Annotated in this window: 24 protein-coding genes; 12 read left to right on the top strand and 12 right to left on the bottom strand. The window is 73.5% G+C overall.

The features are described 5' to 3' along the window. Positions 1-308: 308 nt before the first annotated feature. The gene (locus ACZ6JS_RS30175; protein ID WP_469302594.1) at positions 309-1,652 is read right to left on the bottom strand and encodes a TraB/GumN family protein; all 1,344 of its coding nucleotides are present in this window, start codon (positions 1,650-1,652) and stop codon (positions 309-311) included. Between the two features lie 240 nt (positions 1,653-1,892). Between ACZ6JS_RS30175 and ACZ6JS_RS30170 the strand changes: the two genes are divergently transcribed. Together ACZ6JS_RS30170 and ACZ6JS_RS30165 are read left to right on the top strand one after the other, a co-directional pair. Then, positions 1,893-2,318, top strand: coding sequence for a pyridoxamine 5'-phosphate oxidase family protein (locus ACZ6JS_RS30170; RefSeq protein WP_469302592.1), 426 nt, complete (start codon positions 1,893-1,895; stop codon positions 2,316-2,318). A 715-nt stretch (positions 2,319-3,033) separates the two neighbouring features. Then, positions 3,034-3,627 carry a DsbA family protein gene (locus ACZ6JS_RS30165; protein WP_469302591.1) on the top strand — a complete coding sequence of 198 codons (594 nt, stop codon included), beginning with the start codon at positions 3,034-3,036 and terminating at the stop codon, positions 3,625-3,627. 447 nt (positions 3,628-4,074) lie between these two features. Here ACZ6JS_RS30165 and ACZ6JS_RS30160 read toward each other — a convergent pair whose 3' ends face one another. The 4 genes from ACZ6JS_RS30160 to fusA all read right to left on the bottom strand — a co-directional run bounded on the left by ACZ6JS_RS30160 (position 4,075) and on the right by fusA (position 8,610). Beyond that, on the bottom strand, positions 4,075-4,500 hold the full coding sequence (locus ACZ6JS_RS30160) for a DUF6069 family protein (protein WP_469302589.1): 426 nt from the start codon (positions 4,498-4,500) through the stop codon (positions 4,075-4,077). 401 nt (positions 4,501-4,901) lie between these two features. Next, entirely contained in the window at positions 4,902-5,648 is a 747-nt protein-coding gene (locus tag ACZ6JS_RS30155) for a polysaccharide deacetylase family protein (RefSeq protein ID WP_469302587.1), read from the bottom strand. Positions 5,649-5,836: 188 nt separating this feature from the next. Beyond that, complete coding sequence (locus ACZ6JS_RS30150; protein WP_469302585.1) at positions 5,837-6,376, bottom strand: heme-binding beta-barrel domain-containing protein; 540 nt, start codon at positions 6,374-6,376, stop codon at positions 5,837-5,839. 149 nt (positions 6,377-6,525) lie between these two features. Further along, positions 6,526-8,610: an elongation factor G gene (fusA, locus tag ACZ6JS_RS30145; RefSeq protein ID WP_469302584.1), complete on the bottom strand. Its 2,085-nt coding sequence runs from the start codon at positions 8,608-8,610 to the stop codon at positions 6,526-6,528. A gap of 454 nt (positions 8,611-9,064) precedes the next feature. Here fusA and ACZ6JS_RS30140 point away from each other — a divergent pair, with 454 nt between their 5' ends. Both ACZ6JS_RS30140 and ACZ6JS_RS30135 read left to right on the top strand, forming a co-directional pair. Next, positions 9,065-9,964, top strand: coding sequence for a thermonuclease family protein (locus ACZ6JS_RS30140; RefSeq protein WP_469302582.1), 900 nt, complete (start codon positions 9,065-9,067; stop codon positions 9,962-9,964). Positions 9,965-9,987: 23 nt separating this feature from the next. Next, positions 9,988-10,272 (top strand): hypothetical protein, encoded by a 285-nt coding sequence (locus ACZ6JS_RS30135; protein WP_469302581.1) that lies wholly within the window; start codon positions 9,988-9,990, stop codon positions 10,270-10,272. A 231-nt stretch (positions 10,273-10,503) separates the two neighbouring features. Here ACZ6JS_RS30135 and ACZ6JS_RS30130 read toward each other — a convergent pair whose 3' ends face one another. Further along, positions 10,504-11,877: a sensor histidine kinase gene (locus tag ACZ6JS_RS30130; RefSeq protein ID WP_469302662.1), complete on the bottom strand. Its 1,374-nt coding sequence runs from the start codon at positions 11,875-11,877 to the stop codon at positions 10,504-10,506. An 85-nt stretch (positions 11,878-11,962) separates the two neighbouring features. Then, on the bottom strand, positions 11,963-12,640 hold the full coding sequence (locus tag ACZ6JS_RS30125) for a response regulator transcription factor (RefSeq protein WP_469302579.1): 678 nt from the start codon (positions 12,638-12,640) through the stop codon (positions 11,963-11,965). 135 nt (positions 12,641-12,775) lie between these two features. On the opposite strand from ACZ6JS_RS30125, the gene ACZ6JS_RS30120 reads away from it, so the two are divergent. Further along, positions 12,776-13,414 (top strand): hypothetical protein, encoded by a 639-nt coding sequence (locus tag ACZ6JS_RS30120; protein ID WP_469302578.1) that lies wholly within the window; start codon positions 12,776-12,778, stop codon positions 13,412-13,414. A 661-nt stretch (positions 13,415-14,075) separates the two neighbouring features. On the opposite strand, the gene ACZ6JS_RS30115 is transcribed toward ACZ6JS_RS30120, so the two are convergent. Beyond that, positions 14,076-14,846: a hypothetical protein gene (locus tag ACZ6JS_RS30115; protein WP_469302576.1), complete on the bottom strand. Its 771-nt coding sequence runs from the start codon at positions 14,844-14,846 to the stop codon at positions 14,076-14,078. A gap of 558 nt (positions 14,847-15,404) precedes the next feature. Between ACZ6JS_RS30115 and ACZ6JS_RS30110 the strand changes: the two genes are divergently transcribed. Both ACZ6JS_RS30110 and ACZ6JS_RS30105 read left to right on the top strand, forming a co-directional pair. After that, positions 15,405-15,983: an RNA polymerase sigma factor gene (locus ACZ6JS_RS30110; protein WP_220818769.1), complete on the top strand. Its 579-nt coding sequence runs from the start codon at positions 15,405-15,407 to the stop codon at positions 15,981-15,983. Positions 15,984-16,798: 815 nt separating this feature from the next. Next, positions 16,799-17,680, top strand: a complete 882-nt coding sequence (locus ACZ6JS_RS30105) for an IclR family transcriptional regulator (protein ID WP_469302660.1) — start codon at positions 16,799-16,801, stop codon at positions 17,678-17,680. Between the two features lie 86 nt (positions 17,681-17,766). On the opposite strand, the gene ACZ6JS_RS30100 is transcribed toward ACZ6JS_RS30105, so the two are convergent. The 3 genes from ACZ6JS_RS30100 to ACZ6JS_RS30090 all read right to left on the bottom strand — a co-directional run bounded on the left by ACZ6JS_RS30100 (position 17,767) and on the right by ACZ6JS_RS30090 (position 20,253). Next, entirely contained in the window at positions 17,767-18,255 is a 489-nt protein-coding gene (locus ACZ6JS_RS30100) for a YfbM family protein (protein ID WP_469302575.1), read from the bottom strand. Positions 18,256-18,559: 304 nt separating this feature from the next. After that, complete coding sequence (gene nadE / locus ACZ6JS_RS30095) at positions 18,560-19,390, bottom strand: ammonia-dependent NAD(+) synthetase (RefSeq protein WP_469302573.1); 831 nt, start codon at positions 19,388-19,390, stop codon at positions 18,560-18,562. A 212-nt stretch (positions 19,391-19,602) separates the two neighbouring features. Beyond that, positions 19,603-20,253 carry an HAD family hydrolase gene (locus ACZ6JS_RS30090; protein WP_469302572.1) on the bottom strand — a complete coding sequence of 217 codons (651 nt, stop codon included), beginning with the start codon at positions 20,251-20,253 and terminating at the stop codon, positions 19,603-19,605. Positions 20,254-20,452: 199 nt separating this feature from the next. On the opposite strand from ACZ6JS_RS30090, the gene ACZ6JS_RS30085 reads away from it, so the two are divergent. Both ACZ6JS_RS30085 and ACZ6JS_RS30080 read left to right on the top strand, forming a co-directional pair. Continuing rightward, the gene (locus tag ACZ6JS_RS30085) at positions 20,453-20,818 is read left to right on the top strand and encodes a PRC-barrel domain-containing protein (protein ID WP_469302571.1); all 366 of its coding nucleotides are present in this window, start codon (positions 20,453-20,455) and stop codon (positions 20,816-20,818) included. A gap of 194 nt (positions 20,819-21,012) precedes the next feature. Next, positions 21,013-21,372, top strand: a complete 360-nt coding sequence (locus ACZ6JS_RS30080; RefSeq protein WP_469302569.1) for a hypothetical protein — start codon at positions 21,013-21,015, stop codon at positions 21,370-21,372. 88 nt (positions 21,373-21,460) lie between these two features. Here ACZ6JS_RS30080 and ACZ6JS_RS30075 read toward each other — a convergent pair whose 3' ends face one another. Beyond that, the gene (locus tag ACZ6JS_RS30075) at positions 21,461-22,363 is read right to left on the bottom strand and encodes a YihY/virulence factor BrkB family protein (protein ID WP_469302567.1); all 903 of its coding nucleotides are present in this window, start codon (positions 22,361-22,363) and stop codon (positions 21,461-21,463) included. Positions 22,364-22,448: 85 nt separating this feature from the next. On the opposite strand from ACZ6JS_RS30075, the gene ACZ6JS_RS30070 reads away from it, so the two are divergent. The 3 genes from ACZ6JS_RS30070 to ACZ6JS_RS30060 all read left to right on the top strand — a co-directional run bounded on the left by ACZ6JS_RS30070 (position 22,449) and on the right by ACZ6JS_RS30060 (position 25,878). Next, entirely contained in the window at positions 22,449-23,015 is a 567-nt protein-coding gene (locus ACZ6JS_RS30070) for a VanZ family protein (protein WP_469302565.1), read from the top strand. A gap of 98 nt (positions 23,016-23,113) precedes the next feature. Further along, a complete protein-coding gene (gene lanKC, locus ACZ6JS_RS30065) occupies positions 23,114-25,747 on the top strand; it encodes a class III lanthionine synthetase LanKC (RefSeq protein WP_469302564.1) in 2,634 nt (877 codons plus the stop codon). Next, on the top strand, positions 25,744-25,878 hold the full coding sequence (locus ACZ6JS_RS30060) for a SapB/AmfS family lanthipeptide (protein ID WP_030962357.1): 135 nt from the start codon (positions 25,744-25,746) through the stop codon (positions 25,876-25,878). The genes lanKC and ACZ6JS_RS30060 overlap by 4 nt, the downstream gene beginning before the upstream one ends. The last annotated feature ends 5 nt before the right edge of the window (positions 25,879-25,883 follow it).

The raw sequence follows: 25,883 nt of genomic DNA, 5'->3' as shown, positions 1-25,883 counted from the left end.
TGCCGCCGCAGGTGCCGCCGATATGGGTACCACTGCGGCCGACAGGACTCCGGCCAACGCGAGACTCCGTGCGGTTCTGGTGAGTGGAGCGTGCCTGCTCAAGGAAGTCCACCTCCCGCGAACACGAACTGTGGTTTCCGGCGGTGGAAGTGCCAGGTCGCGCGATGGCGGCCCATGGCTCGTTCCGCCGCAACGGCTTCTCTTCCAGGCTGACAGCCGACGTACCGCGCCGCCAGCCGGGCCCGCCGACACAGGCCCGCTTCACCGGCTCACCCCCGCCGGCCGGACGGGGACGCCCGGCCCGGCCGTCAGGAGTTGGACAGGCGGCGGAAGCGGCCGTCGTCCTGGTAGCCGACCGCCGGGATGCCCAGCAGGTCGTCCACGCCGGGAAAACCCTCTCCCGCCCGGAACTCGGCGCCGTGCACCGACGCGTTCACCGGCGGTCCCTCGTACATGCCGGTGTGCGCGCTGCCCAGCTCCATGAGGTAGCCGCCCGTCCCGGACGGACGGCGCCGGTCGTCGGTGACGACCTGGGCGGCATAGGTGTTCATGGCCGCGACGCGTTCGTAGAGGGCCGTCGCCGACATCGCGGGACGGCGCGCCGGTCGGCCGTCCAGGCCCTTGACCCGGATGTGGTGCGTCCTGGCGGCTTCCAGCACCGCTCTGAGCCCGGCCGCGCCCAGGTTCATGCTGCGGTCGTAGCGGGAGACGAATGCCTCCAGCTCGGGGCTCATGGTCCCGCCGTCGAGGTACGCGTCGACGTGCGTCTGGTATCCGTCGTCCCGGATGCTCTCCAGGTAGAGGGTGCGCACGCCGGCGGCCTCGATCTGCTCCATGTGCGCACACAGGAACTGCCAGATGCGTGCCCCGGAGTGGCTGCCGCCGATGGCCACGCCTTCGAACTGCTCCAACAGTGCGCCGAGGTCGCCCATCGCGTCCTGGGAGTCGGCGCCGGCCAGAGCGCCATCGACGGTCCGGTGACGCTCCTGCCGTTGCTCGGCGGTCTCCGTGTACGCGTCGCGGGTGGCTCGGGCATCGCGGCCGAGCTGCGCGTCGCGTGCGTCCTGGCTGTTCCAGTGGCCGAGCGTCCGCGGGTCGGCTCGGCCGATGCCCTCCAGCACCTCGTTGCGTCCCGCCGTCGCCGGAACGCCCGGCGCCAGCCTGCGGACGTTGCCCAGGTTGTAGTGGAGCAGCGGATCGGTCTCCTGGAGTGTCTGCGGATCCGCGTCGACGGCCAGCCGCTCCTTGTTCGCGCCGTCCCGGGTGCTCTGCGGCAGACCCTGCCATTCGGCGGCCGTCAGCGCGTTGGGCGTTCGGTCGCGGGCGCGGGAGTTGCGGGGACCCCGTACCCGGATCGCGGGACCCGGCGGATGCCCGTGCAGTTCGTCGTGCTGCATGCGCTGGACCACGGGAGCGGGACCCGACGGCTCCGCCCTGGTCCGGGCTGGGGGCATGCGCCCGCGGTCCACGGTGTGCGTGTGCCGCTGCGCCTCGACGATGCGGGACACCACCGCGTTCCCGGCGGCACGCTGGAGTTGCAGCATCGGCTCCAGGGGTGCTGCGCCGTCGGACCAGGCCGGTCGCGCTGCTTTCGCGGCACCCGGGCGCCGCGGTACGCTCCGCTGCTCGTCACCGGTCTGCTGGGCCCGCATGCGACATCCCCTCTGCGACATGGACTGGGAACGTCCAGCGTCACCGCCCCCTTTGCTCCGGCGGTACGGCCGGACGGGCAGGTTCGGGTGCAGGGGCCTTGCCCTTCACGCGCGGCTCGGAAGCGGGTCCGCCCGCCGTTCCGGCGCGCCGGCCGTGTCGCGCACGGGGAATGGCCCGGCGCCGGGACGGTGTTCTCGGGGAGTACGCCTTTGTTTCCGCCCCGGTAGCAGGAGGACGTCATGGCACTGTCCCGGACCGAGCGTGAGCAGTTCCTCGCCGAACCGCACATCGCCGCCCTCTCGGTGAGCGCGGGCGATGACCGCGCCCCGCTGACAGTACCGATCTGGTACGACTACTCCCCCGGCGGCGATGTCTGGATCATGACCGGACGCGACTCCCGCAAGGCGGGGCTGATCGCGTCCGCGGGCAGGTTCAGCCTGATGGTCGACCGCGTGGAGCCGACGATCCGCTACGTGTCGGTCGAGGGCCCGGTCGTCTCGGTCGTGCCGGCCACGCGCGGGCAGCTGGAGTCGATTTCCGCGCGCTACCTTCCGGCCGACAAGGTGGACGGCTACGTGGACGACGCGTGGAAGAACCACGGGGAGCAGGTGGTGATCCACATGCGTCCGGCCCGGTGGGTGAGTTCGGACCTCGGCCGGGTGTGATCACGCCGGCGGCCTCCGGCCCGGGACGGCCGGCCCGCCTACCGGTCGAAGCCGTCGGGGACCTTTCCGCAGGGCGCGAAGAGGCCGACGGCGAGCGTCCCGGCCCCCTCGTACCAGCGCACATCGACCTTGCCGCCGGTGTCGGATGCTCGAAGCGGAAGCCCATGCCGGACGTGTTCTCCCCGGTGGGCTTCCAGCCGTGCTCCGACAGCCGGTTGCGGATGCGTTCCTGGCCGGCACGAGCCGTGGCCCGCGGGACGTCCCGGGTACTCCAGTCGTTGTCGAAGCTGCGCACGTCGCCGCGGGCCTCGTCGATGTGGACACGGACGACAGGAGGACGACGCCGCCGAGCCCCAGCGCCGCACGGAGGAGGCGCTCACCCGGGCGGCGGGGTCGGGCTGGGCCGGGAGGGGCCGGACGAAGTGCATGGTTGAAAAGGTGGAGGTGAGGGGCGCGCGTCCCATCCGTTCGCGTATTCATCCGGCGTGAGGAGGGGGCGACCCGGCGAGGTCTGCGGGTTGCGGGGAAACCCGGTGCGTGGTCGGGGCCGGGAGCGCGTAAAGTCTCCCTGTTGATCAGGGGGGAAAGGGCATTGATGCAGGTCAGAACCAGACGTGGGTTTCTCGGTGCGGCCGCGGCGATTGCCGTGGCGTCGTCCGTCGGAGCGTGCGGGACCGGGCGGAGCAGCGGGGGGCGGGGCCAGGACCCGCTGGACGTGTCGGCGAGTGCGGATCTGCCCGCGGCACGGGAGTCCCTGGCCGCGGACGGCACCACGATCGTGATCGGCAACCCGTCCGCTCCCCTCTCGGTACGGGTGTACGAGGATCTGAGCTGCCCGGCCTGCGCCGAGTTCGAGCTGGACGGCAACGGCCCCTACCTGAAGCAGGCGGCCCGGAACGACGCACTGCAGCTGCAGTTCACCCTGGGGTCCTTCCTCGGCCCGGGGTCGAAGTTCGCCGCGAACGCGCTGCGCGCCGCCGTGGACCACAACAGGTTCACCGAATACCACGAGGTGCTGTACCGCCACCAGGCGAAGGTGCGCAAAGCCGGCGGGTTCACCCGGGACCGGCTGCTGGCCATGGCCGTCAAGGTGCCGGGCCTGCGCGGCCCGGAGTTCGACGCGGCCGTGCTGGAGACCAGGCACCGCGGGTTCGTGGAGGCCGCGGACGAGGCGATGCGCAAGTCACCGGCCGAGGGGACGCCCACCATGGCGGTCAACGGCGCCCTGGTCCCGACGGACAGCCGCGGGCTCTACGACGACCGCGACCGCCTCTACCGCCACCTCCGCAAGGCGGCGGCCCGGTCCTAGACCGTCCCTCGCGGATCGGCAGGTCGGCGCCGCCCGCACTCCGCTTCGACCTGCCGCTGGTACGAGCGCCGGTGACCCGTCACGACGAGGCGGACACCCGATTGCCGCCGCACGGGGCCGCCAGCACCGCCGAGACCATGTCCCTCGTCGCCGCCGGGCTGCCGGGCGACGTCCCTGCCAAGGGGCTGGGCCGTGATCCCCGGCGGGCGCACGACAACAGGGCCGGAGTAGTGGCCCGCCGCCCCCGGACCGCGATGACACCTCCGACTCCCAGGCGGGAGATGGCTGTTCGTCTTCGGAAGAGCCGGGAGCGGGCCCGGGCCGACCACCCTCGACGACCCCGCGCGGCACATCCGTGCCGACTGCGTCCAGCGGGGTGCGTGCCCAGGTGACGCCGCCGTCCGCGTACCCGCGGGCACGGCGCCGGCGACGACGGCGTGCGCGGCGTCAGCGGTGGCGGCGGTGGAGCCGGAGGGTGGCGAAGACCGCCACGCCGAGGGTGAGGTGCATGAGGGACAGGGCCGCGACGGTGCCGCCGTCGGCGTCGGCCGACAGCGGGCCGGCGACCGACAGGAGGGCCAGCCCACTGCCCGCGTACTGCGCGATCCGGAGGAAGACCGGCTTCCAGAGGGCCAACAGGAGGGCGGCGCCCAGCCCGACGAGCAGGGGCACGACGGAAGACCCGATGACGCCTCCGACGGTGATCGGGTGTTCTTCACCGGCGTCGACGACGACGAGAGAGGCGCCGGCCAGCCCGGCGACGGCGAAAACGATCAGATTGACCACGGCCGCGCCGACCGCGCCGACGACCAGCACCTTCCACCAGCCGAAGCCGGAACGGCGGACCGGGTTCTGAACTGCAGTGCTCGACATGAGAGTTCCCCCAACGCGTGAAGTGCCGGGCTGCGGTTCGGCCGCGGCATACGCAGAAGCGTCCGACCTGAACCTCGCTTGAGGTCAAGCCCTCTCCCGGACGGCGTCGAGCCGGCCGACGACCGCCCGGAGCCGGCGGGCGCTGCGCCGTGGCAGGGCCCGGATCACGGCGTCGAGGAGGGGCGCGGCTTCGAAGGGTCTCCGCAGCCGTGCCAGTGAGGGTCACCCCGTCGCACACCTGCCACAGCAGGCGCTCGGGCCGGTGCGCGTAGTCCTTCCACAGGAGTACGGCCGCGCCGACGTCGCACGGACGCAGAGGGCTGGGGTCTGCTCGAGACGGGGTGCATCGCGCCGTGGCGGTGGGCGATGCACCGAACGGCGCGCAGGGCCGGCCCGAGGCCCTACGCGACGAGGAAGTCGCGCAGGTCGACGATCGTGTAGCCCTCTGCCTCGGCGGCGTCGACGATCAACGGGAGTGCCTCGGCGTCGAGGACGATGCCGTCACCGTTGCTGCCGACGTGCATCTGAATGATCGCGCCCGGCGTCAGCGCGTCGATGGCGCGCTCGGCGGCCGCCTGCGCGCTCATGCCGCCCTGCGGGCCGAGGTAGCCGTTGGTGTCCGCGGTGAACTCGATCGCGGCGTATCCCATGTCGTTGACGTCGGCGACAGAGTCGCCGGTGGTGGAGCTGTAGGGGAAACGGAAGAACGGCAGCGGCTCCGTGCCCGACGCCGCCCGGATCGCCGCGTCGGCGCGGCGCACCTCGTCCGCCCGCTGCGCCGCGCTGAGCCCGTCGAAGTAGGGGTGGCCGTACGAGTGGTTGCCCAGGCCGTGCGCGGCGCCGATGGAACGCACCGCCGCCGGGTGAGCGTCGGCGAATGCTCCCGTCGGGAAGAAGGTGGCGGCCAGTCCGCGCCGCCGCAGTTCCGCCAGGACGGTGTCGATCCCGGCCTCGTCCCACGCGGCGTTGAAGGTGAGCGCGACGACCTTGCGGGACGTGGGCAGCCGGCGGATCTCACGGCCCAGCAGCGAGGCCGGCGGCCGCGGGCCGGAACGGGGAGCCGCGCCGTTCGCCGCCCGGGCGCCGGTGCACGGTACGAGCCCCGCGGCGAGCAGCGCCGCCAGCGCGGCGCGTCGTCCCCTGTCCACCACTGTCGCTCCCTCCGGCACGGCACCGCGTCGGCGCCGCCCTGCCACGACTATGCGGCGGCGCGCGCCGGAGCGGCCGCAGCCCGTGCCGCGCAGCCGGGTGAAGCGTCCGGGAGGTGTTGCCGGTGATGCCGGACCGGGGCGCGGCACCAGGGCCCGGGGGGCCCGGGCTCGATCAGCAGGACCCCTCAGGGCCGCCGCCGCAGGTGTGTCGTCAGGTGGTGCTGGAGGGGCCGGCCCACCGCGGCCATGTCGTGCACGACCGTCATCTCCCCGCCCTGGACGGTGTAACGGCGGCGCGTGGCGGTGACCTCCTTGGCCAGTGGCGTGAGCGACACGTCCTCGGTCTCGATCTCGAACTGCGCACCGGACGCCCGCCCCACGTACGTCTCGACGACGCCGGTGGGGTGGGCGAGCACGACCTCCAGGGAGGCGTCGGGCGTGACCCGCCACCACCCGGCCTCGCGCCCCGCCGGCCGCACCGGCGCCCCGGCTTCGTCGATCAGCCACGCCCGCGCCTCATAGCGCAGGAAGGGGCGGCCGTCATGGCTGAAGACGACCTCCTGCTCGTAGCGGAAGTCTTTCTCCAGCGTCGGGTACTCGCCCCGGCCGCGGCCGTGCCAGCGACCCAGCAGCGGCAGGACGGGCGCCAGTAGCGGATGCGGATCCGGACCCTCGCCGAGGACGTGGCTGTCGGGGTACGGATTCTCCTGTACCGACTCGGACATTGTTCACCCTGCCTGTCTGCGTGACCCCGCCGGAACCGAACCGAACCGACCGAATCCGCAGCATAGGCGGTGCACCGGGGCGTTCATGCGGCCCGGCCCCGCCCCGCCCCCGAAGCAGGGGACGGGGCGGGGGCGCCGGCAGCCGCAGGTCACCGGGCCGGCGGGCTCCCCGTGACCGAGGACGCCACCGAGGCCGGTACCGGAGCCAGGCCGGCCGGCCTGGTGGTGAAGACGCCCCGGCCCCGGGTACGGCCCCGCAGCCGGGACGCGTAACCGAACAGCTCTGCCAGCGGCACGGCCGCCGTGATCACGACGGTGCCGGCTTCGGCCCGCTGGCCCGAGACCCGGCCCCGGCGGGCCGCGAGGTCACCCAGCACGCCCCCGACACCGTCCTCCGGAACGCTCACGGTGACCTCCACGACCGGCTCCAGCAGTTCCACCGTGCTGAGCCGCAGCGCTTCGCGCAGCCCGAACCGGCCCGCCGCCCGGAACGCCATCTCCGAGGAGTCCTTGGAGTGGGTCGCCCCGTCGGTGAGCGTGACGCGCAGCCCGGTGACCGGGTACCCGCCCAGCGGGCCCTCGGTGAGGGCGTCGCGGCAGCCGGCTTCCACGGCGCGGGCGTACTCCTGCGGCACCCGGCCGCCGACGACCGTCGAGCGGAACTCGAAGACCGGCTCGTCCACCGGCTCCACGTCCAGCACGACGTGCGCGAACTGGCCCGCGCCACCGTCCTGTTTGACGTGCCGGTGGACCAGGCCGGTCACCCCGCGCACGACGGTCTCCCGGTACGAGACCTGTGGCCTGCCCACGACGACCTCCACCCCGTGGCCGCGGCGGATCTTCTCCACCGCCACCTCCAGGTGCAGCTCGCCCAGCCCCGACAGCACGGTCTGCCCGGTCTCCGCGTCGGAGCGCACGACCAGCGAAGGATCCTCCTCCGCGAGCCGCGCCAGCGCCGTCGCCAGCCGACCGGTGTCGGCGTTGCGGCGGGCCTCGACGGCCACCGACACCACGGGCTCGGCCACCGTGGGAGGTTCGAGCACCAGAGGCGCTCCGGGGGCGCACAGGGTCGTGCCCGCCCGGGCGGACTTGAGCCCGATCACGGCGACGATGTCACCGGCCACCGCCTCCTCCCTGTCCTCGTGCCGGTCGGCCTGGACCCGCAGGATCCGGCCCACCCGCTCCGTGCGGCCCGTCGCCGCGTCCAGTACCGTCGCGCCCTTGCGCAGCGTGCCCGCGTAGACCCGCAGGTAGGTGAGGCGTCCCGGCGCCGTGGCCGCCACCTTGAAGGCGAGGGCCGTCAGGGGCTCCGCCGGGTCGGGTGCGCGTTCCTGCTCCGCGCCGTCCGCCGCACCGCGTACCGGCGGCATGTCGGCGGGCGCCGGCAGGTACGCGACCACCGCGTCGAGCAGCGGTTCGATCCCGCGGTTGCGGTACGCCGAGCCGCACAGGACCACGACGCCGTCCCCGCGGAGCGTCAGCTCGCGCAGGGCCCGGGCCAGGGTTCCGTCGCGCAGTGCGGTATCCGCGCAGAACTCCTCCAAGGCCTCGGCGTGGAGTTCCGCCACGGTCTCCTCGAGCAGCCTGCGCCGTTCGCCGGCTTCCTCCCGCAGTGGTTCGGGTACCGGCCCCGACTCGAAGCCGGCGGAGTCGGCCCGCCAGCGCAGCGCACGCATGGCCACCAGGTCGACGACGCCCGTGAAGGCGTCCTCCCGGCCGATGGGCATCTGTACCACCAGGGGTACGACGCCCAGGCGCCGCCGGATCGACGCGACGGCGGTGTCGAGGTCGGCGCCCGCACGGTCCAGCTTGTTGACGAACGCGATGCGCGGCACCCCGTGGCGGTCCGCCTGCCGCCACACGGTCTCGCTCTGCGGCTCGACCCCGGCGACGGCGTCGAACACGGCGACGGCTCCGTCGAGTACCCGCAGGGAACGTTCCACCTCGTCGGAGAAGTCGACGTGCCCGGGGGTGTCGATCAGGTTGACGTGGTGCCCGCCCCAGGTGCAGCTCACGGCCGCGGCGAAGATGGTGATGCCGCGGTCGCGTTCCTGCGGGTCGTAGTCGGTGACGGTCGTGCCGTGGTGCACCTCGCCCCGCTTGTGGATGGCGCCGGTCGCGAACAGGATCCGTTCGGTGATCGTGGTCTTGCCGGCGTCGACGTGGGCGAGGATGCCCAGATTGCGGACAGCGGTGAGGGAAGTGGAGTCGAGGGAGCGTCCGTTGGCGCGCATGGCCCGAGGCCTTTCGAGTCAGGAGATGAAGAGGGCGGCGCGAATTCCCTGACGACAGCCCCGTCACCCGTGATCGGCAGCCGCGGACGGCCGGCCCGCCCGTGGCCGGAGCGGTTCCGGGCAGGCGGTGGCGTACGAACGGCGGGGAGCGGGACGGGACCTAAAGGTGCGTCACGGGCATACGGTGACGGCCGCGCAGCCGGCACCGAGCGTCACGAGACACCGGGATCACGTCGTACCGGGACGGGGGAGCGAAGGCGGTGGTGCGGTAGGTGCACATGGCGCTGCTCCCCTTCTCTTCGAACTCGGCACGAGGCGCGCAGTGCCGTGTCGGCAGCGCGTACGGCGAGTCTAGGGAGCGCAACGGGGCGGGGCACCGCATTTTCGAGAAGGGCGTGTACCGTGAGTGATGATACGCCACGGAAAGTGACCGTCTCGTTTCTCGGGAGTCGCCATGCCCATGCTGCTGATCAAAGGTTCGTTCCGGGTGGACGGCGGTGCCGAGCCGGACGGCGACACCCTTCCGTTCGTCCCGGACGACGTGGCGGACTGGAAGCTCGTGGGCGGGCGCGCCAGGGTGGTGCCCAAGGCGGACGGCCGCGCCGCCGTCCGGCTGGAGGGCGTGGACGCGCTGGAGACGCACTACAGGAAGACGGGCTACGGTCCGGAACGCCACCAGCCGAGACGGTTGGGGCACCAGGCCGCCGACGCAACGCTGAAGCACCTCGGATTCACGAGCATCGACCGTCACGAGAACGAGACTGTGACCACCGTCCCCGTACAGGTGCCCGGTTTCATCCTCACCAGTGGCGCCGACGCCTACGGCCGCTGCATCGCGCTGGCCTTCGACGGCAGCGTCCGCCCGCCCGTGTACAGCGGCTACGAGGTCTCGGTCGACGACGACCTGCTCAAGAGGAGCGTCAACTACCGTCTGGTCGAGGACGGCCTGGCCTATCCGATGTTCTACCCGGGCCTGCCCGGCCATCTGCGCGACGTCCTCAGGGACGCCGCCCGGGAGGCCCGCGCTTCCGTGCCGCCCAAGGGGGTGTGGGCCGAGGACAAGACCATCGGCGGGGCGTTGATCGACGGCATCGGGTCGATCACGGACGACGACACGGGCGTGGTGATCCTGCCGAAGCTGTTCCGCCGGCTGAAGGACTACCTGGACTCCGGTTCGGGCGTCACCTCTCTCGCCGGTTTCTCCGCCTATCTGGCCGGAGCCGCCGACGAGTACCGCTTCCTGCCCGACGGCAAGACCAGGACAGGCCTGCACAGGCTGATCGAGATCAGTGAGGACGGCAAGACGCTGCGGATGACCCGTTCCAGCGACGAGCTCCTCTTCCTGGACAAGTGACCGGACAAGTGAGGAGACCAGCCATGTACGCGGTGGTCCGGCGCTACGAAGGGGTGACCGACCCGGCCGAGGCGGGACGGCTCGTGGATGAGGGATTCGTGGCAATCCTGCGCCGAGTCCCGGGATTCGTGGCCTACTACTGGGTCGACGCCGGGGACGGGGTGATGGTGTCCACGAGCGTCTTCGAGGACCGGACGGGGGCCGATGAGTCGGTCAGGAGGGCGGCGGACTTCGTCCGGGAGAACCTCGCGTCCCTGCTCCCCAACCCTCCCCAGGTGACGGCCGGGCAGGTGCTGGCCGCCGGATAGCGATCCGCCCGCCGTTCGGCCGGTCGGCCGTGTCGGCGGCGGCATGCGGGGCACAAGCGCCGTATGACCCTTCTTCTGCTCGTCCTGCTGCCCCTCGGCCTGGCCCTCGTCCTGCTGACGACGGACCACCCGCACAAGCACGGCCGACACCGCCATACCCGCTGAACCCCGGGGGCGCGGACGGCCGGGTCGGGCAGGCACCTCCGGGCCTGCCCGGTCAGGACCGCCGTGTCAGGGCCGCCGTGTCAGCGGCAGTCTGAGGACCAGTCGGGCGCCGCTCGCGCACTCCTCGGCCGTCAGCGTTCCGCCATGGTGCGCACTCAGGTCACGCGCTATCGCGAGGCCCAGGCCGGCCCCGCCGTGGTCGCGGCTGCGCGAGTCGTCGAGCCGTGTGAACCGTTCGAAGACCCGTTCACGGTCCGCCCCGGGGATCCCCGGACCGTCGTCGACGACCTCCAGCACGGCGGTGCGCGGCGCCGCACCGCCGCCGCCCGTCGTGCGCAGCGTGACGTCCACGCCGTGTACGGCGTACCGCTGCGCGTTGTCGACGAGGTTGGTGACGACACGCCCGAGCCATAGGGCGCCGGCGGTGACCTCGACGTCCGCCGCGAGGTCCGCCCGTACGGGTACCCGGTCGCCGAGGCGCGCCTCCAGTACCTCGCGGACCAGGGCACCCAGGTCGAGCGGTACGGCCGTCACCGGCTGGGCCGCGTCGATGCGGGCGAGCAGCAGCAGATCCGCCGCGAGGCGCTGGAGCCGTTCGATGTCCTCCAGGGCGCCACCGATCAGCTCGGGCCACAGCTCCGGGTCCGGAACGGCCAGCGCCACCTCCAGCTGGGTGCGCAGCACGGTGATGGGACTGCGCAGTTCGTGGGAGGCGTCGGCGATGAACTGCCGCTGACGGATCCCGGACGCCTCCAGCCGGTCCAGCGTGGCGTTCATGGTCTCGGCCAGCCGGGCGACCTCGTCGCGGGTGGCGGGAACCGGCACCCGGCGGTGCAGGTCCCGGTCGGAGATCTCGGCGACCTCGGCGCGGATCGCCTCCACCGGCCGGAGCGCGTGCCCCGTGACCCGCCAGGTCACGAGCACGACGGTGGCCAGGAGCAGCGGCATGCCGATCACGAGCGCGGCCGTGGTGGTGTCGTCGGCCGCGTCCGCGTCCCGCAGCGAGGCACCCGCGTAGACGGTGGCCGGCCCGTCCGGCGTCTGCGTGACGACCTGCACGACCCGCTGCCGGTGATCGCCGTCGACCGGGCGGACCCGCCAGGTGTGCATCCGGGTCCCCGGCGCCTCGGGCGGTGCCGGCGGGAACGCGGGCACCCCGATCAGGTTCGGACTGGAGAACAGGACCCGTCCGTCCGCGCTCACCACCTGGACGAACTCGACCGCACGGCCCGGTGGCCTGGCCCGGCCGAGCTTCCCGGTGGCGGCGAGCTGCGCCACGGTCTCGGCCTGCCGCCGGGCGTCGTTCTCCGCGTTGCGCAGCAGATTGGCCTCCAGCAGCCCGAGCAGGGCGAACGAGGCGAGCGCCAGGGCAGCGGCCACCACCAGGCCCGCGCCCACGGTGGCCCGGGCCCGGACCGTGGTGGGCCACAGCCGCCGCAGGACCGGCCACCGGCCGAGGGCGGCGCCGCGGAGCGAGCGCAGCCCGTCGCCCACGCGCCCGCGGAGGTCGGAGGTTCCTGCAGTTTCAGCCACCGTCGGCCGCCAGCCGGTACCCGGCTCCCCGTACGGTCTCCAGCGCGGCCCGGCCGAACGGGGCGTCGACCTTGCGGCGGACCGCGCTGACGTGGACCTCCACGACGTTGGGGTCGCCGTCGAAGGCGGTGTCCCACACCTGTTCCAGGATGTCCCGTTTGGAGACCACCTCCCCGGACCGCCGGCCCAGGTACTCGAGTATCGCGAACTCCCGGGCGGTCAGCCGGACCTCCGTACCGCCACGGGAGCACGTGTGCCGCGCCGGGTCGATCAGGAGGTCGCCGAACCGCATCACCTGCGGGCGCCGGCCACCGGTACGGCGGCCGAGGGCACGCAGCCGTGCGACCAGCACGAGGTAGGAGAACGGCTTGGAGAGGAAATCGTCGGCGCCGGTGTCCAGGGCTTCCGCTTCGTCGTACTCGCCGTCCTTGGCGGTGAGCATCAGGATTCCCGCCTCGTTGCCGGCCGCGCGCAGCTTCGCGCAGATCCGGTAGCCGTTCAGCCCGGGGAGCATGATGTCGAGGACGATCAGGTCGTAGTCGTGCTCGGTCGCCATCCACAGGCCCTGGGGCCCGTCGTGGGCCACGTCCACCGAGAACCCCTCGGACTGCAGACCCCGCTGCAGGGCCACGGCGAGCCGCCGTTCGTCCTCCACCACCAGTACGCGCATGCCGAACAGGATCGCAGGCCCGCGGGACGCCCGGCTGAAGAGGTCTTCAGGCGGCTTCAGCTGGGCTTCAGCATCGCCTCGGCATGCTCTGGGGCGAGCCGGGCAGCGCGTCCGGCTGTCCGGAGGAGTAGCCGTATGTCTGAATCCGTGCCGCCGCCGACCGAGCAGCTGCCCGAGAACGTGCCGGGGACCGGTGCACGCAAGCGCGTGGCGCTGTCCCGGCTGGTGCCCCGCAGCAGGGGAGCCCGCTGGGTGGCGGCGGGCGCTGTCGTGGTGGTCGTGGGCGGTGGGGTCGCCGTGGCGGCCGTGGCCGAGCACCACCATCACGAACGGGCCGACCGGGGGCCGCACACGATCCGCTTCGAGCCCGGCCACGGGGGCGGGTTCAAGCGGGGGCCGCAGGGAGGGGCGCCCGACGACGAGCGCGCGCGGAAGGCACCCGATGGCGAGGACGGGCCCTGGATGCGCGAGCGGTTCGGCCACCCCGAGGCCCCCGGGCTGCCCGGTGCCCCCGGCCGGTCCGAGCGGCGCGAGGGTTCCGGCAAGGGGGGACGGGCGCCCGCGCCGCTGCCCTCGCTGTCCATCGGCGACGCGGCCGGCAAGGCTGCCGCGGCCGTGCCGGGCGGGAAGGTGGAGAGCTTGCGGGCGGTCGCACAGGAAGGCGGGGGCGGCGCCTGGCTGGCCGTGGTCCTCGGTCCCGACGGCGTCCGGCACGCGGTCACGCTGTCCGGTACGGACGGTGCGATCACCGGCAACACCACCCTCGGCGGATAGCGGATAGCGGATAGCGGATAGCGGATAGCGGATAGCAGGCAGCGGGCGGCGACGGCCCGGATGGCCGGATGCCTGGGCGGTGGGGACGCGGCACGGCCTACGGCGCCGTAGCGCAGCCCCCGATCCCGGGGGCCCGTCGAGCCGGCCCTGCCACCAGGCGGCCATCCCGTCGTCGTCCGTGGCCCCACTCCGGGGTCCGCTCCACCTCAGCCCGGCCCGGCCGGCGGGCCAGCGCGGCCAGTTCCCGGCCGACGGCCCCGCGGGCCCGGTGGTAGCCGTCCAGCGGCTCCTCGAAGGCCCGAGCGGCGCCGGCCGTCCGCCAGGGCGCCGCTCGCGCGGAGTTCGACGGCTGCTCGTCATGCACGCAGAGCCCCACGTCCCCGGTCCTCCAGCCGGCCGCCCGTCCGCTCCAGGACCGTCACGTGCCCGGCGCCCGCCGCGCCACAGCCGTGGCGGCCGCGCAGCCCGCGATGCTCCCTCCGATCACCCCAACCGTCTCGCCCCGCCCAACCGCCTCCTCGCCTGTCGTCTGCTGCCTGTTGTCCGGTGCCTGCCGTCTGCCGTCTGCTGCCCGCTCCGAACGACAGCGGCCTGCCCGCACGGAGTCATCCGTGGCCCGACCACGTCGTTGCATCCCCCCGCCGGGCCGTGACCGATGCGTTCACCGGCCCTCGGGCGCCGGCTCGGGTGCCGGGGGAGTGGGCTGCGGAGATCCCTGCAGGGCTGCCGCGGTGAGCACCACCAGCGCGTCCGTCCAGCCCAGCGGCGTGACGGAGGACGGCAGTCCGGCCCCGTTCACCGTTTCGGGCAGCTCGCCGAGGCCGTTGCGCTTGGACAGCACCCAGTCGAGCACTCGGCCGGCCTTCGCCCGCTCACCCGTGCCGGCCCAGGCCAGGGCGAAGAAGCAGGTGCTGGCCGTCCAGGCGTACGGCCCCCAGCTGAAGTCCGGGTCGTTGCCGGGCGAGACGCCGCCGTTGGGCAGCAGCAGTGCCCGGTGGGTGGAGTCCAGCGCATCCTGGAGCCCCGGCGGGGCGGAGTTGAACGGGGGCGCCATGAACGCCACCGCGCTGTCCCGGCCGTGCTTGCCGTCGACGGTGCGCTGGTAGCCCGACGGGGCGAAGGCGGCGGCGATCCCTGAGGCGATCGCCGAACCCGCGTCCGAGCGCACCCGGCGGACCTGGGCGGTCACCGTCCCCGTCGCCGCCCCGCTGCCCAGCCAGACGCTCGCCACGGACAGCCGGGTGCCGTCCACCCTGAACTCCTGGGCGGCGGCGTTGCCGGTGGCCTTCACACTGAAGAGCGCGCTCTCGTGGCGCACCTGCCCGGCATACGGCATGCCGGCCGCGGCGGCGACATCGGGCAGCGCGGCCGGAACACCGGCCAGGGCCAGGGAGAGCAGGGCGGCAGGCAGTGCGGTCCTCGCGAACGCCATTCGGATACGGCCCTTCCTCCTCGAAGGGCGCGCGGGCGGAAGTGCCCGGCGCCGCATGCGGGACCCACCCTGCAGGCAACCGGCTCCGGGGCGGGGAGAGTCCGCACATGTCCCACCGGATCGGGTCATGGCGCCATCCGATCGGGGGCGTGCGCGGGGGGCCAGGGGCGCGCGTAGAAGCGAATGCGCTTCGTTTCCGGGATTCCCGGGGACCGGCTTGCACGATCGGGCTCGTTTTCCGATGGGGTGGTGATTGGGAGCGCCCGGCGCTCCGCGGCCGCTGGTGCGGGGGCAGGCGGCCGGTTACGCACACTCCACCTGGAAGGTTCGCTCCGACGTGAATGTCGCCGAGACGCCCGCCCTCGCTCCGTTAGTCACGATCACGGTCGGCGTTGTCGTGATCGATGTGTTCCGGGCGCGCATGCGCCTACCGGGCCCCGGAACGGAGAGAGGAACCGGCGAGCCGTCCGCAGGCCGCCGACCAACCGTCCCCGCGGCCCGCCACCGTCCGGTCCCCGCCACCCCGACGGGCGGCGATGAACAACTGTGGGGGAGCGTATGAACGAAGGAGAATTCGACCCATCAGGAGACCGCGCGGTCTCCAGTGAACTGGCCGGCGTGCTGCCGGTGGAGTTCACGGCTTTCCACTCCCAGCAGCACCGCGCCTATCTGCGCTACGCCCACCTGCAGCTGGGAAATCCCAAGGACGCCGAAGAAGTCGTCGACGACGTGTTCACCTTCCTGCTGAAGGTGTGGCGCCAGGCACTGAAGGAGGCGAGCCTCCACGGCTTCGCCTGGGCCGTGCTGCGTGAACACGTCGAGCGGCGGCTGGCCGTTCTGGGCCGACAGGTGGCCATGGTCGAAACGGCCTGGTTCGCCGCACTGCGCCGCTCGTCCCGGGAACGCCTGGAGCTGCTGGAGTCGAAGCTCGGACTGTACGCGGCGATCGCGGGCCTGTCCGAGCGGCAGTACGACGTGGTGCTGCTCGCCTTCCTGCTGGGCAACGACTGCGACACGGTCGCCCGGATGATGGGGATCTCCCCCGCCACCGTCCGGTCGCACATCCGCGGCGCACGCCGAACCCTGTCCCGCAAACTCGGGGTGGACTGGATCCCCGGAGAGGAGAAGGACCAGTGAGGGACATGCCACGCCACCGCGACATGCCGCTGTGTGAACTGGACGCGTCCCTGGCGGACGCGACGGTGCTCGCGGAGGAGTACGCCGGATACGACGAGGGCGCGGCCCGGCGCCGCATCGCCCGCCGGATCGCCGCGGACCGCGCCCGCGCGGCGACCGGAACCGCCGCGGCCGGCGCGGCGGCGCGCGGACGGGCCGCCCCGGCCGAGGCCGACGAACTTGTCCTCGACGCCGCCTGCCACGTGCGGGCCGCCCGCTGCCTGGACGACCTCACCTGGTGCCTCGTCGAGAGCCGGGACTTCGCCGAACTCGCCCTCGCAGTCGACTCCTGGCCCCACGGCATGGACTCCGCGCTGCTCTTCGGCTGTCTGCTCCACCTCGCCGACCGGACGGAGGGCGCGCAGTTCTGGTTCCAGTACGCGGCTGGGGCGGGCTCGCAGACCGCGGCCCGCTGCCTCTACCTCCACCACCTGTCGCGTGCGGAGGTCGCGACCGCCCGGTACTGGAAGCGCCAGGCCCCCGTCCTGCCGCCCGACGACCACCTGCCGCCCCTGCCGCAGATCCCGCACGATCTGGAAGATGCCCTCGGGGCCTCCGTCATCTGGACGTCCCCGCCCATCACCACTCAGGACCTCACCTCCCTGACCGGCGGGCCGGGCGCGTCCTCCAGGCCGCCGCTGCGGCTCCCGGCGCGACTGCGGCAGGCGCTCATGGGGCGCCCCCGCAAGGAGCACCCCGACCTGGGGGAGGTCTTCACGCCCGGGCCGCAGGTCGCCGTGGCCGTCGCGCAGAACGCCCGGCTCAACCCCCTGCACCTGACGGAGCAGGCGAACGGGTGGTCACTCGAAGCGCTGAAGCAGCCGCAGTCGACCCATGCGGCCCGTCCGTCCCCCGAGGGACGGACGGCCCCGGCGGCGCTGGAGTACGTTCACCGGGCGCTGCGCGTCCTGGAAGTCGTCAACCGCCACTCGGGCGGTGTGAACCTGACACAGATCGCCCGTGAGACCAGGCTGCCGCAACTGGTCCTCGCCCGGGCCGTGGAGCAGTTGATCCGGGCCGACCTGGTCACGCCGATCGGACCGGACGCCTACGTCGCCGGCCACGCCCTCCCGCTGAGCGAGACGGACGGCGGGGAGGGCCGCGGCCACCTGCGCGAGACCCTGGCCTGGGTGCGGGACGCGGTCGGCGCCGCCGTGTACGTCGCCCGCTACACCGACGGCGAGGTCGCCATCACCCTGTACGCGGACGGGCCGGCCGCGCCCGCTGTCGAAGAGTGGGTCGACTTCCGCGCCGCGGCCCACGCCTCCGCGGTGGGCAAGGCGCTGCTGGCCCAACTGGACCACGACGACCGGCGGGACCACCTGTCCCGCCACCGGCTCACCCCCTTCACCACCCACACCCTCACCAGCCGGCAGGTCCTCTTCCGGCAACTGGACGACCGCCCGCCCAACACGCCGCTCCTCGACCTCCAGGAGTACGCCCTCGGCACGGTGTGCGCGGCGGTGCCGATCACCGCCGGCCCCAACCCGGAATGCGTGGCCCTGTCCATCCCCGTCCCCGATCCGGGCCGGTTGAAGCAGGCCGCCCACATCCTGCAGAGCGAGGCGGCCGCCGTCTTACTCGCGCTGATCGTCGCCGGCAGCACCCGCCCCACGGCCCGCAGGCCGGAGGACACCATCCTGTCCACGTCAGCCTAGGAAGGAAGCGCAGCCCGACGCGGGCCGGGACCGGCCGGTCCCGGCCCGCGCCTTCGAGGAGGGCACGGCCGGACCGGTCGGACCGGTCAGGAGATCCACACCAGCAGCGCGTCGCCCTCCCGGGCGGCCGCGCGCGCGAGGGCGGCCCAGTGGGACGCGACCCAGTCCGGTTCCTCGCCCCGCTCCCAGATGATCTGGGGGTAGACGTTCGCCGCGGCCAGATCCGCCGGGGTGACCCCGTCGGCCAGAGCGTCGGGAGCATGGGCCTCCAGGGCGTCCACGGCGACGCGCACCCGCTCCGCCGTCAGCAGCCGGGGCGGGCCGTAGCCCCAGTCGGAACCGGCCGGCCAGGGCATGTCCGCCTCCCCGAAGACCACGTCCACCGGAAAGCCGCGCCGGGTCAGCAGGAAGTCGAGGGCGTGCCAGGCCTTGTCCGTCTCGTGGACCCGCGCGGCGCCGGCCGCGTCGTCGCGGTCGTACAGGGCGTGCGCGCGCTCGGCCGCCCAGTCGGGGTCGCGCGAGGCGCGCTCGAGTTCGGTGGGGGTGAGACGAAGGTATTGGCCGATCATGCTCATGCCCGCACCGTACGCGCGGCCACCGACAGAGCCCTCGTGTCCACCCCGCGACCACCGTCCTTTGGCGGTTCAGCGGAGCCCAGCTCGGAGGCGGCCATCGCACCCCCCCTCCAGGTGGAAGGTCCCCTCATCACCGCCCGGCGGGTGCGCAGGGCCATGGACCTTGGGCCTGCGCAGGGGCGTGTACGAGGCAGGGGCACATGCCGGGGCCGAAGTCCCGGCCCCGGGCCGGGACTTGGCCACCCGGTGCCGGTCAGGGGCACCGGGTGGCGACGGCCCGGAAGCCTGCGGCGGCCGGATCGGCTCAGGGGGCGATCGGCAGCTGCCGCTTGTGCTCGGTGGCCCGGTAGCGGTTGACGATGATGTCGAGGGCGGCCGGGTCCACCGGCTTGCCCTCCAGGACGTCATCGATGTCGTCGTAGGTGACGCCGAGCGCCTCCTCGTCGGCCAGGCCCGGCTTCAGGGTCTCCAGGTCCGCGGTCGGGGTCTTCCAGATCAGTGAGGACGGCGCCCCCAGGGCCTCCGCCGTGGCCCGGACCCGCCGCTTGGTCAGGCCCGTGAGCGGAACCACGTCGGCCGCGCCGTCACCGAACTTGGTGAAGAAGCCCGACACCGCCTCGGCCGCGTGGTCCGTGCCGACCACGAGGCCCGCGTGGGCGCCCGCGACCGCGTACTGGGCGATCATGCGCTGGCGGGCCTTGATGTTGCCGTGCACGAAGTCCTGGTGGTGCGCGTCACGGAAGGCCGTTCCGCCGGCCAGCACCGCCTCCAGCGCGGCGTCGCTCGACGCCTTCACGTCGACGGTCAGCACCTGGTCGGGCCGGATGAACTCCAGCGCCAGCTGCGCGTCCGACTCGTCCGCCTGCACTCCGTACGGCAACCGCATCGCGAAGAACGTCGCCTCCTGACCCGCGGCGCGCACCCGCTCGACCGCGAGCTGGCACAGCCGGCCCGCCGTCGTGGAGTCCACACCGCCGCTGATGCCCAGCACCAGCGAGCGCAGGCCCGTCGAGATCAGCCGGTCGGCGAGGAAGGCCACGCGGCGCTCGATCTCCTGCCGGGCGTCGAAGGACGCGCTCACCTGGAGGTCCCGGGCGATCTCCTGCTGCAGCGATATGGACGCCTGGTCGGTCACGATTGCTCCTCGGTCGGGCCCCACGGACAGGTCGGTTCGCGCCGCGGGGCGGGCCGCGGCCGCGAAGAGGGGCCGGAAAGCACTCTAGAGGAAAGGCCGCAGAGCCCTGTTCGAGGGCGGTGGCAGCCGCGCGGACGGGGCAGGCGGGCCGACGGGGCGGACGGGGCGGACGGGGCAGGTCTGGCCACCGGGCGGCGGGCGGCCGGCCCGCGTCATCCCGCCGCGATGAGACCGGGCAGGTCGCGCATGTCGTGGAACACGCGGGTTCCCGGCCCTTCGAGCCGCTCGGCGGGGGTCATCCCGCCCGCGTAACCGAAGGAGCGCATCCCGGCGGCGCGGGCCGCCTCGACACCCGGCCGGCTGTCCTCGACCACCACGCAGGCCGCCGGATCGACGCCCATCCGCTGCGCCGCGTACAGGAACAGGTCCGGGGCCGGCTTGCCGCGGGCCACCTCCGTGGCGCTGTGGATGCGGCCCGCGAAGCGGTCGTAGAGCCCGGTGCGGCCCAGGGTGTGGCGCATCTTCTCGTGGGAGCCGCTTGAGGCGACGCAGGTCGGCAGGGAGATCGCGTCGAGCGCGTCGGGCAGCCCGTCCACGGCGGTCAGACCGGCGTCCACCGCCTCGCGGTGGAGCTGCTCGAACCGCTGCGCCCAGACGTCGGCCGCGGCCTCCCCGAGGCGGGCCCCGATCAGCTCCCGCACGGAGGCGTCGGACCGCCCGATGAACAGCTCGATCACCTCGCCCTCGGTGAGCGGCCACCCCAGCTCCGCCCCCAGGGCGACCTGGACGCGCGTCGCGATGCGCTCGGTGTCGACGAGGACGCCGTCGCAGTCGAATATGACGAGTTCAATCGGCTTGATCATTCCCGCAGCATAGGGTCCTGGGATCTCCGCGCGCCGGGCCCGTGGCGGACCGGGGGATTCCGTCCGTATGCATGAGGCGCCGGCCGCGGGGCAGGCGGAGTCCACGGGGAGAACGGACACCCCGCGTACGACAGACGAAGAAGGACGGACGGCAGGGACCTCCCCGCCGTCCCCCGTCCATCGGAGGAGTTGTTTCCGCGTGACTGAGCATGTGTGGAGTTACAAGTCGACCTCGGGCCACCTGGCCGGCACCGATCTGACCGGCTACAAGGTCGAGGCGACGGACGGCGGGATCGGCAAGGTGGACAAGCACTCCGACGAGGTCGGTGACGCCTACCTGGTCGTGGACACCGGGGTCTGGATCTTCGGCAAGGAGGTCCTGCTGCCGGCGAGCACCGTCGTCAGCATCGACCCGGAGACCGAGACCGTCTACGTCGACCGCACCAAGGGCCAGATCAAGGACGCCCCCGAGTTCCACCGGGAGAAGCACCTCGGCGACCGGGACTACCACCAGGAACTGGGCGCCTACTACGCCGCCACGCGTTTCGGCCTCCCGCCGCTCTGACCGGCCCGAGTCCGGCCGTTTCGAGGCCGTGGGCCCGAACTCACCGAGTTCGGGCCCACGGCCGTGCCGCATCCCGAGGAGGGGCGACGCCGTACGGCACCGTCTCCCCGGACCCGCACGCGTTATCGGGCCGTTGCCGGGTACCCGCGCAGCAGATGCCCGAGCGCGGACAACTCCCAGGAGAGGGAAGCACCATGACGCTGATACCGCACGCGAACGACAAGTCCGTCCCCACGCCGGCGGAGCTGCGCCGTCAGGTCGCCCGCGCGACCGGCCGGCTGAGGGACACCGCCGTGCACGTCGGGCGGCTCGTCGAGGACAAGACGCCCGACCCCGTTCTCGCCGGGGCGTTGCGGACGGCGACGCGCGTCCGGGACACGGCAACCCGCGCGGGGCGGCTCACCGGGCACCGCAACCTCGGTTCCGTGCGGGCGAAGGCCGGCCGGGCCGCGACCGCGGCGCGGGCCAACCGCACCGCGCTGGCCACGGCCGCCGGCGTACTCACCGCCGCCGTGCTCGCCCGGCGCGCCCGACGGGCACGGCGCGCGAAGTAGGGCGTCCGAGGCCGGCCCGGCCCGGCCCGGCCGACACGGCCCCGGGCCGGGCCGGCCGGGAGCGGCGGCTCCGCCGGGCCGCCGGCGTTCAGCCCCCCGGCCCGGCGGCCCGCCCGCGAGCCCGCTCGGCGTTGAACTGCGCACCCGTCAGCAGTGCCAGATTGGCGAACCAGAGCCAGACCACGAAGACCACGATCCCGGCCAGCGACCCGTACAGGCGGCCGTACGTGTCCAGTTGCGTGTACAGCGTGAAGAGCCCCGATGCGGCCAGCCACAGCAGCGCCGCCAGAACGCCGCCGGGCAGGCCCCGCCGGGTTCCCCGGCTCTGCACCGGCCCCGTCCGGAAGAGGACCAGCACCAGGAGGGTCACGACCACCAGGAGCACGGGCCAGCGCAGCAGCGCGACGGCCTGCGGGCCGCTCCCCCCGACCGCCCGCGCGGCCCATCGGGCCGGCGGCCCGGACAGGACCAGCCCCACCGCACCGACGACGAGCAGCACCAGGAGCAGCCCCGCGTGGACCACCAGGGTGTGCGCGGCGCGCAGCGGACGCCGCGTGTCCGGCACCCGGTGCATGGTGTGCAGGGCGCGCCGGAACACCGCCAGGTAGCTGCACGCCGACCACAGCGCGCTCACCACCCCGCCCAGCAACAGGGCCCACATCGACGTATGCCCCTCCGGGAGGCCGCCCAGCGCCTCGCGGAGCACCTGCGCCGACTGCGGGGGTGCGTACGCGGTCAGGTCGGCCACGAGGCGGTCGCGCCGCGCCCCGCCCAGCAATCCCACGACGGACACGGCGATGACGAGCGCGGGCAGCAGCGCCAGCAGGGCGTAGTAGGTGAGGGCCGCAGCATGGTCGGCCAGGTTGTCCGTCCAGACGCGGACGGCTGTACGGCGCAACTCGGCGCGGGTGCGCGCCGCGAGGGCGGTGGAGGCGGCGCCGGAGGAGGGCGGGCCGCCTCGGCGCGATGCGGTGCGGGGGATGTCGGTCACCCCGTGCGCGTGCCCTCGGGGACGCGCTCCCATGCGCCCGCGGGGCAGCAGCGTACCGGCCCATCCGCCGGGTACACGCGCCCCCATGACATGGAGCCACGCGCGGCGGCGCGACGAAGAACCGCGGGAAGCGGTGCGGCCGGTCACAGCAACCGCGACGAAGTCCCACCCGGCGTATCCGGCCCACCCGGCCGTGCGGGCCCTGGCCATGCTGGCCGCCTTCGCCGGGACCGTCCTGTTCAGCGTTGTCCTGGCCCGGCTGACGCTGGAGCCGTCGGCGGCCTCGGCGGCCCTCGTGCAGAGCAATCTCCGGCCTGGCCGCTCGATCCAGGCCTACCTGCACAACGCGTCGGCGCTCGAAGCCGCCCGCCAACTGGGCGGCAACCTGCTGCTCGGCGTCCCGTTCGGCGTGCTCCTGCCCGTCCTGCTGCCACCCGCACGCGGACTGCTGCGCGTAGCCGCGGTGACCGTGTGCCTGATGACACTGGTGGAGCTGGTCCAGGGCGCCCTCGTCACCGGACGTGTCTTCGACATCGACGACGTCATCCTCAACACGGCCGGAGCGCTCCTCGGGTACCTCTTCATCGGCCTGCGCCTCGGCCGCGCCGTACACCCGCGCCGCAGCCACTGGTGGCACCGCCGTCCTTCGTGACTCGTGAGTACTGCACACCCCATCGGTGACAGCGGTGACTGTCGGCCCCTCCGCCCCGCGTGACACGGTCGGGTCTGCCACCGACCGAGGGAGCAGGTGTGAACAAGGGGTACGCCGCCTTCTGCGACGCCGACCGCTGGTTCTACGACGCGCCGTACCGGCGGACCGGCGAGAGCTACCCGCCCGCCCTCGCCCCCGTCCCGTCCGGGTGGCGCTCGCACCGCAGCGGCGACTGGCTCGCACTGCGCCCCGCCGGCGCCGAACTGCCCCCGCAGGGCTGGAAGGTCCACGTCTCGGCCACGCTCGACAACGCCGAGTCGGTGCTCAGCACGGTGTACGCGTACTGCACCGAGCGGAACATCGCCTTCAAGTTCGTCCCGAGCCGCTACCTGCTCCACCTGCGCAACGCCAAGTACGCCGACCGCGCGGCGAGCGGGAAGTTCATCACCGTGTACCCCGTCGACGAGCGGCAGTGCCGACAGATCGCGGAGGACCTCGACGCCGCCCTCGGCGGCGCGGCCGGCCCGTACATCCTCAGCGATCTGCGCTGGGGCGCCGGGCCGGTCCACCTGCGCTACGGCAGCTTCACCCTGCGGCACTGCTACGGCGAGCACGGCGAACTGGTCCCGGCCGTCGAGACCCCCGACGGCCGGCTCGTACCGGACCGGCGCGGACCCGCCTTCCAGCCGCCCGAGTGGCTCGAACTGCCCGCCTTCCTCGAACCGCACCTCCGGGCGCGCTCCGCCGTCACCCTGGCCGGCCTCCCCTTCACCGTGGAGCGGGCGCTGCACTTCTCCAACGGCGGCGGCGTCTACCTCGGCAAGGACAGCCGCAGCGGCGAGACCGTGGTCCTCAAGGAGGCCCGGCCGTACGCCGGACTCGCCGCCGACGGCGCCGACGCCGTCACCCGCCTGCACCGCGAACGGGCCGCGCTGGAACGGCTCGCGGGCCTCGACTGCGTACCGGCCGTCCGTGGCACCTTCACCGTCGGCGACCACCACTTCCTGGTCCTGCAGCACCTCGACGGCAAACCGCTCAACACCTACTTCGCCCGCCGCCACCCCCTGATCGAGGCCGACCCCGACCCGGCGGAGCTGGCCTCCTACACCGCATGGGCGCTGAAGATCCACCAGCGGGTGACCGAAGCCGTCGACGCCGTGCACGCCCGCGGGGTCGTCTTCAACGACCTCCACCTCTTCAACATCATGGTCGCCGAGGACGACACCGGCGAACCCTCCGTGGCACTCCTGGACTTCGAGGCCGCCGCACACATCGACGAGGGCCTGCGGCAGACCGTGGCCAACCCCGCCTTCGTGGCCCCCGCCGAGCGGCGCGGATTCGGAGTCGACCGCTACGCCCTCGCCTGCCTGCGGCTCGCCCTGTTCCTCCCGCTGACCAGCCTGCTCGTCCTGGACCGCACCAAGGCCGTGCACCTGGCCGCCGTCGCCGCCGAGCAGTTCCCCGTACCGCGCCGGTTCCTCGACGAGGCCGTCGAGGAGATACTCTCCGGCGTATCCGCGGGCCTGCAGGGCGACCGCCTGCCCGCACCGCCCGGACCGTACCTGCCCGTCGAACCCGGCGACTGGCCGGCCGCCCGCACATCGATGACCGCGGCGCTGCGAGCGAGCGCCACCCCGCACCGCGAGGACCGCTTCGTCCCCGGCGACACCGCCCAGTTCGCGACCGCCCATGGAGGCATCGGCTTCGGCCACGGGATCGCCGGGGTGCTCCACGCCCTCGCCGAGACCGGCGCCGGACCCTGGCCGGAGGCCGAGGAGTGGCTGCTCGACCGGACCGCGGAACCTGCCTCCGGCACCCCGCTCGGCTTCTACGACGGCCTCGCCGGCACAGCCTGGACGCTGGACCGGCTCGGACACCGCGAGCGCGCCCTCGCCCTCGCCGACCGCCTGCTGCGCCAGCCCTGGCAGAGCGCGGGCCCCGACCTGTACGGCGGCCTCGCCGGCATCGGCCTCGCCCTGGACGCCCTCGGCACCGCGAGCGGCGAGGGCGAACTGCACACCGCAGCCCTGCGCTGCGCCGAGCTGGTCGCCCAGCCCGACCGGCGGCCCGCCCGTGCGGGCCTGCTGTACGGCAACTCCGGACCCGCCCTGCTCCTCTTACGCCTCTACGAGCGCACCGGCGACAAGGAACTGCTGATCCAGGCCGCCCACGCGCTCCACCGCGACCTCGACCGCTGCGTCACCAGCGCCTACGGCACCCTCCAGGTGAACGAGGGCTGGCGCACCATGCCGTACCTCGGCGAAGGCAGCGTCGGCATCGGCATGGTCCTCGACGACTGGCTGGAGCACGGCCCCGACGAACGGTTCGAACAGGCCCGGATCGAGATCGTACGGGCGGCGCAGGCCACCTTCTACGCCCAGCCCGGGCTGATGCGCGGCGCCGCCGGAATGATCCTGCACCTGGCCCGGACCACCACGCCCGGACCCGGCACCGGGCCCGGCGCCATCGCCCGCCAGATCGACGCACTGGCCCGGCACGCCGTGCCGTACCAGGGGCATCTGGCCTTCCCCGGCGAGCAGATGATGCGGCTGTCCATGGACCTCACCACGGGTACGGCCGGCGCTCTCCTCGCCCTCGGCAGCGCGGCGCCCGACGGGCGCGCCCACCTGCCGTTCCTCCCGCCGCTGCGCCGAGGCGCCGCGGCCCACCAGCCGGCCCCGACCGGGGCCGTGACCCATCGCACCATCCGAGAGAAGAGGAATCCGACATGACGCTTCTTGACCTGCAGTCGATGGAGACCCCCAAGGAAGAGACCGCCGAGGTCGCGATGACCGGCGGAGGCAGCCGCGCCAGTCTGCTGCTCTGCGGCGACAGCAGCCTCAGCATCACGACCTGTAACTGACCCGG

The sequence above is a fragment of the Streptomyces sp. NPDC046349 genome, from assembly GCF_055587885.1.
The sequence above is the reverse complement of the archived record's forward strand: the minus strand, read 5'-3'. Positions and strand labels throughout refer to the sequence as shown.

Excerpts from the sequence above, each read along its gene's own strand:
- ACZ6JS_RS30175 (WP_469302594.1), bottom strand. The coding sequence starts at position 1,652 with ATGCGGGCCCAGCAGACCGGTGACGAGCAGCGGAGCGTACCGCGGCGC.
- ACZ6JS_RS30170 (WP_469302592.1), top strand. The coding sequence starts at position 1,893 with ATGGCACTGTCCCGGACCGAGCGTGAGCAGTTCCTCGCCGAACCGCAC.
- ACZ6JS_RS30160 (WP_469302589.1), bottom strand. The coding sequence starts at position 4,500 with ATGTCGAGCACTGCAGTTCAGAACCCGGTCCGCCGTTCCGGCTTCGGC.
- ACZ6JS_RS30150 (WP_469302585.1), bottom strand. The coding sequence starts at position 6,376 with ATGTCCGAGTCGGTACAGGAGAATCCGTACCCCGACAGCCACGTCCTC.
- fusA (WP_469302584.1), bottom strand. The coding sequence starts at position 8,610 with ATGCGCGCCAACGGACGCTCCCTCGACTCCACTTCCCTCACCGCTGTC.
- ACZ6JS_RS30140 (WP_469302582.1), top strand. The coding sequence starts at position 9,065 with ATGCCCATGCTGCTGATCAAAGGTTCGTTCCGGGTGGACGGCGGTGCC.
- ACZ6JS_RS30135 (WP_469302581.1), top strand. The coding sequence starts at position 9,988 with ATGTACGCGGTGGTCCGGCGCTACGAAGGGGTGACCGACCCGGCCGAG.
- ACZ6JS_RS30125 (WP_469302579.1), bottom strand. The coding sequence starts at position 12,640 with ATGCGCGTACTGGTGGTGGAGGACGAACGGCGGCTCGCCGTGGCCCTG.
- ACZ6JS_RS30120 (WP_469302578.1), top strand. The coding sequence starts at position 12,776 with ATGTCTGAATCCGTGCCGCCGCCGACCGAGCAGCTGCCCGAGAACGTG.
- ACZ6JS_RS30115 (WP_469302576.1), bottom strand. The coding sequence starts at position 14,846 with ATGGCGTTCGCGAGGACCGCACTGCCTGCCGCCCTGCTCTCCCTGGCC.
- ACZ6JS_RS30110 (WP_220818769.1), top strand. The coding sequence starts at position 15,405 with ATGAACGAAGGAGAATTCGACCCATCAGGAGACCGCGCGGTCTCCAGT.
- ACZ6JS_RS30100 (WP_469302575.1), bottom strand. The coding sequence starts at position 18,255 with ATGAGCATGATCGGCCAATACCTTCGTCTCACCCCCACCGAACTCGAG.
- ACZ6JS_RS30090 (WP_469302572.1), bottom strand. The coding sequence starts at position 20,253 with ATGATCAAGCCGATTGAACTCGTCATATTCGACTGCGACGGCGTCCTC.
- ACZ6JS_RS30080 (WP_469302569.1), top strand. The coding sequence starts at position 21,013 with ATGACGCTGATACCGCACGCGAACGACAAGTCCGTCCCCACGCCGGCG.
- ACZ6JS_RS30070 (WP_469302565.1), top strand. The coding sequence starts at position 22,449 with ATGACATGGAGCCACGCGCGGCGGCGCGACGAAGAACCGCGGGAAGCG.
- ACZ6JS_RS30060 (WP_030962357.1), top strand. The coding sequence starts at position 25,744 with ATGACGCTTCTTGACCTGCAGTCGATGGAGACCCCCAAGGAAGAGACC.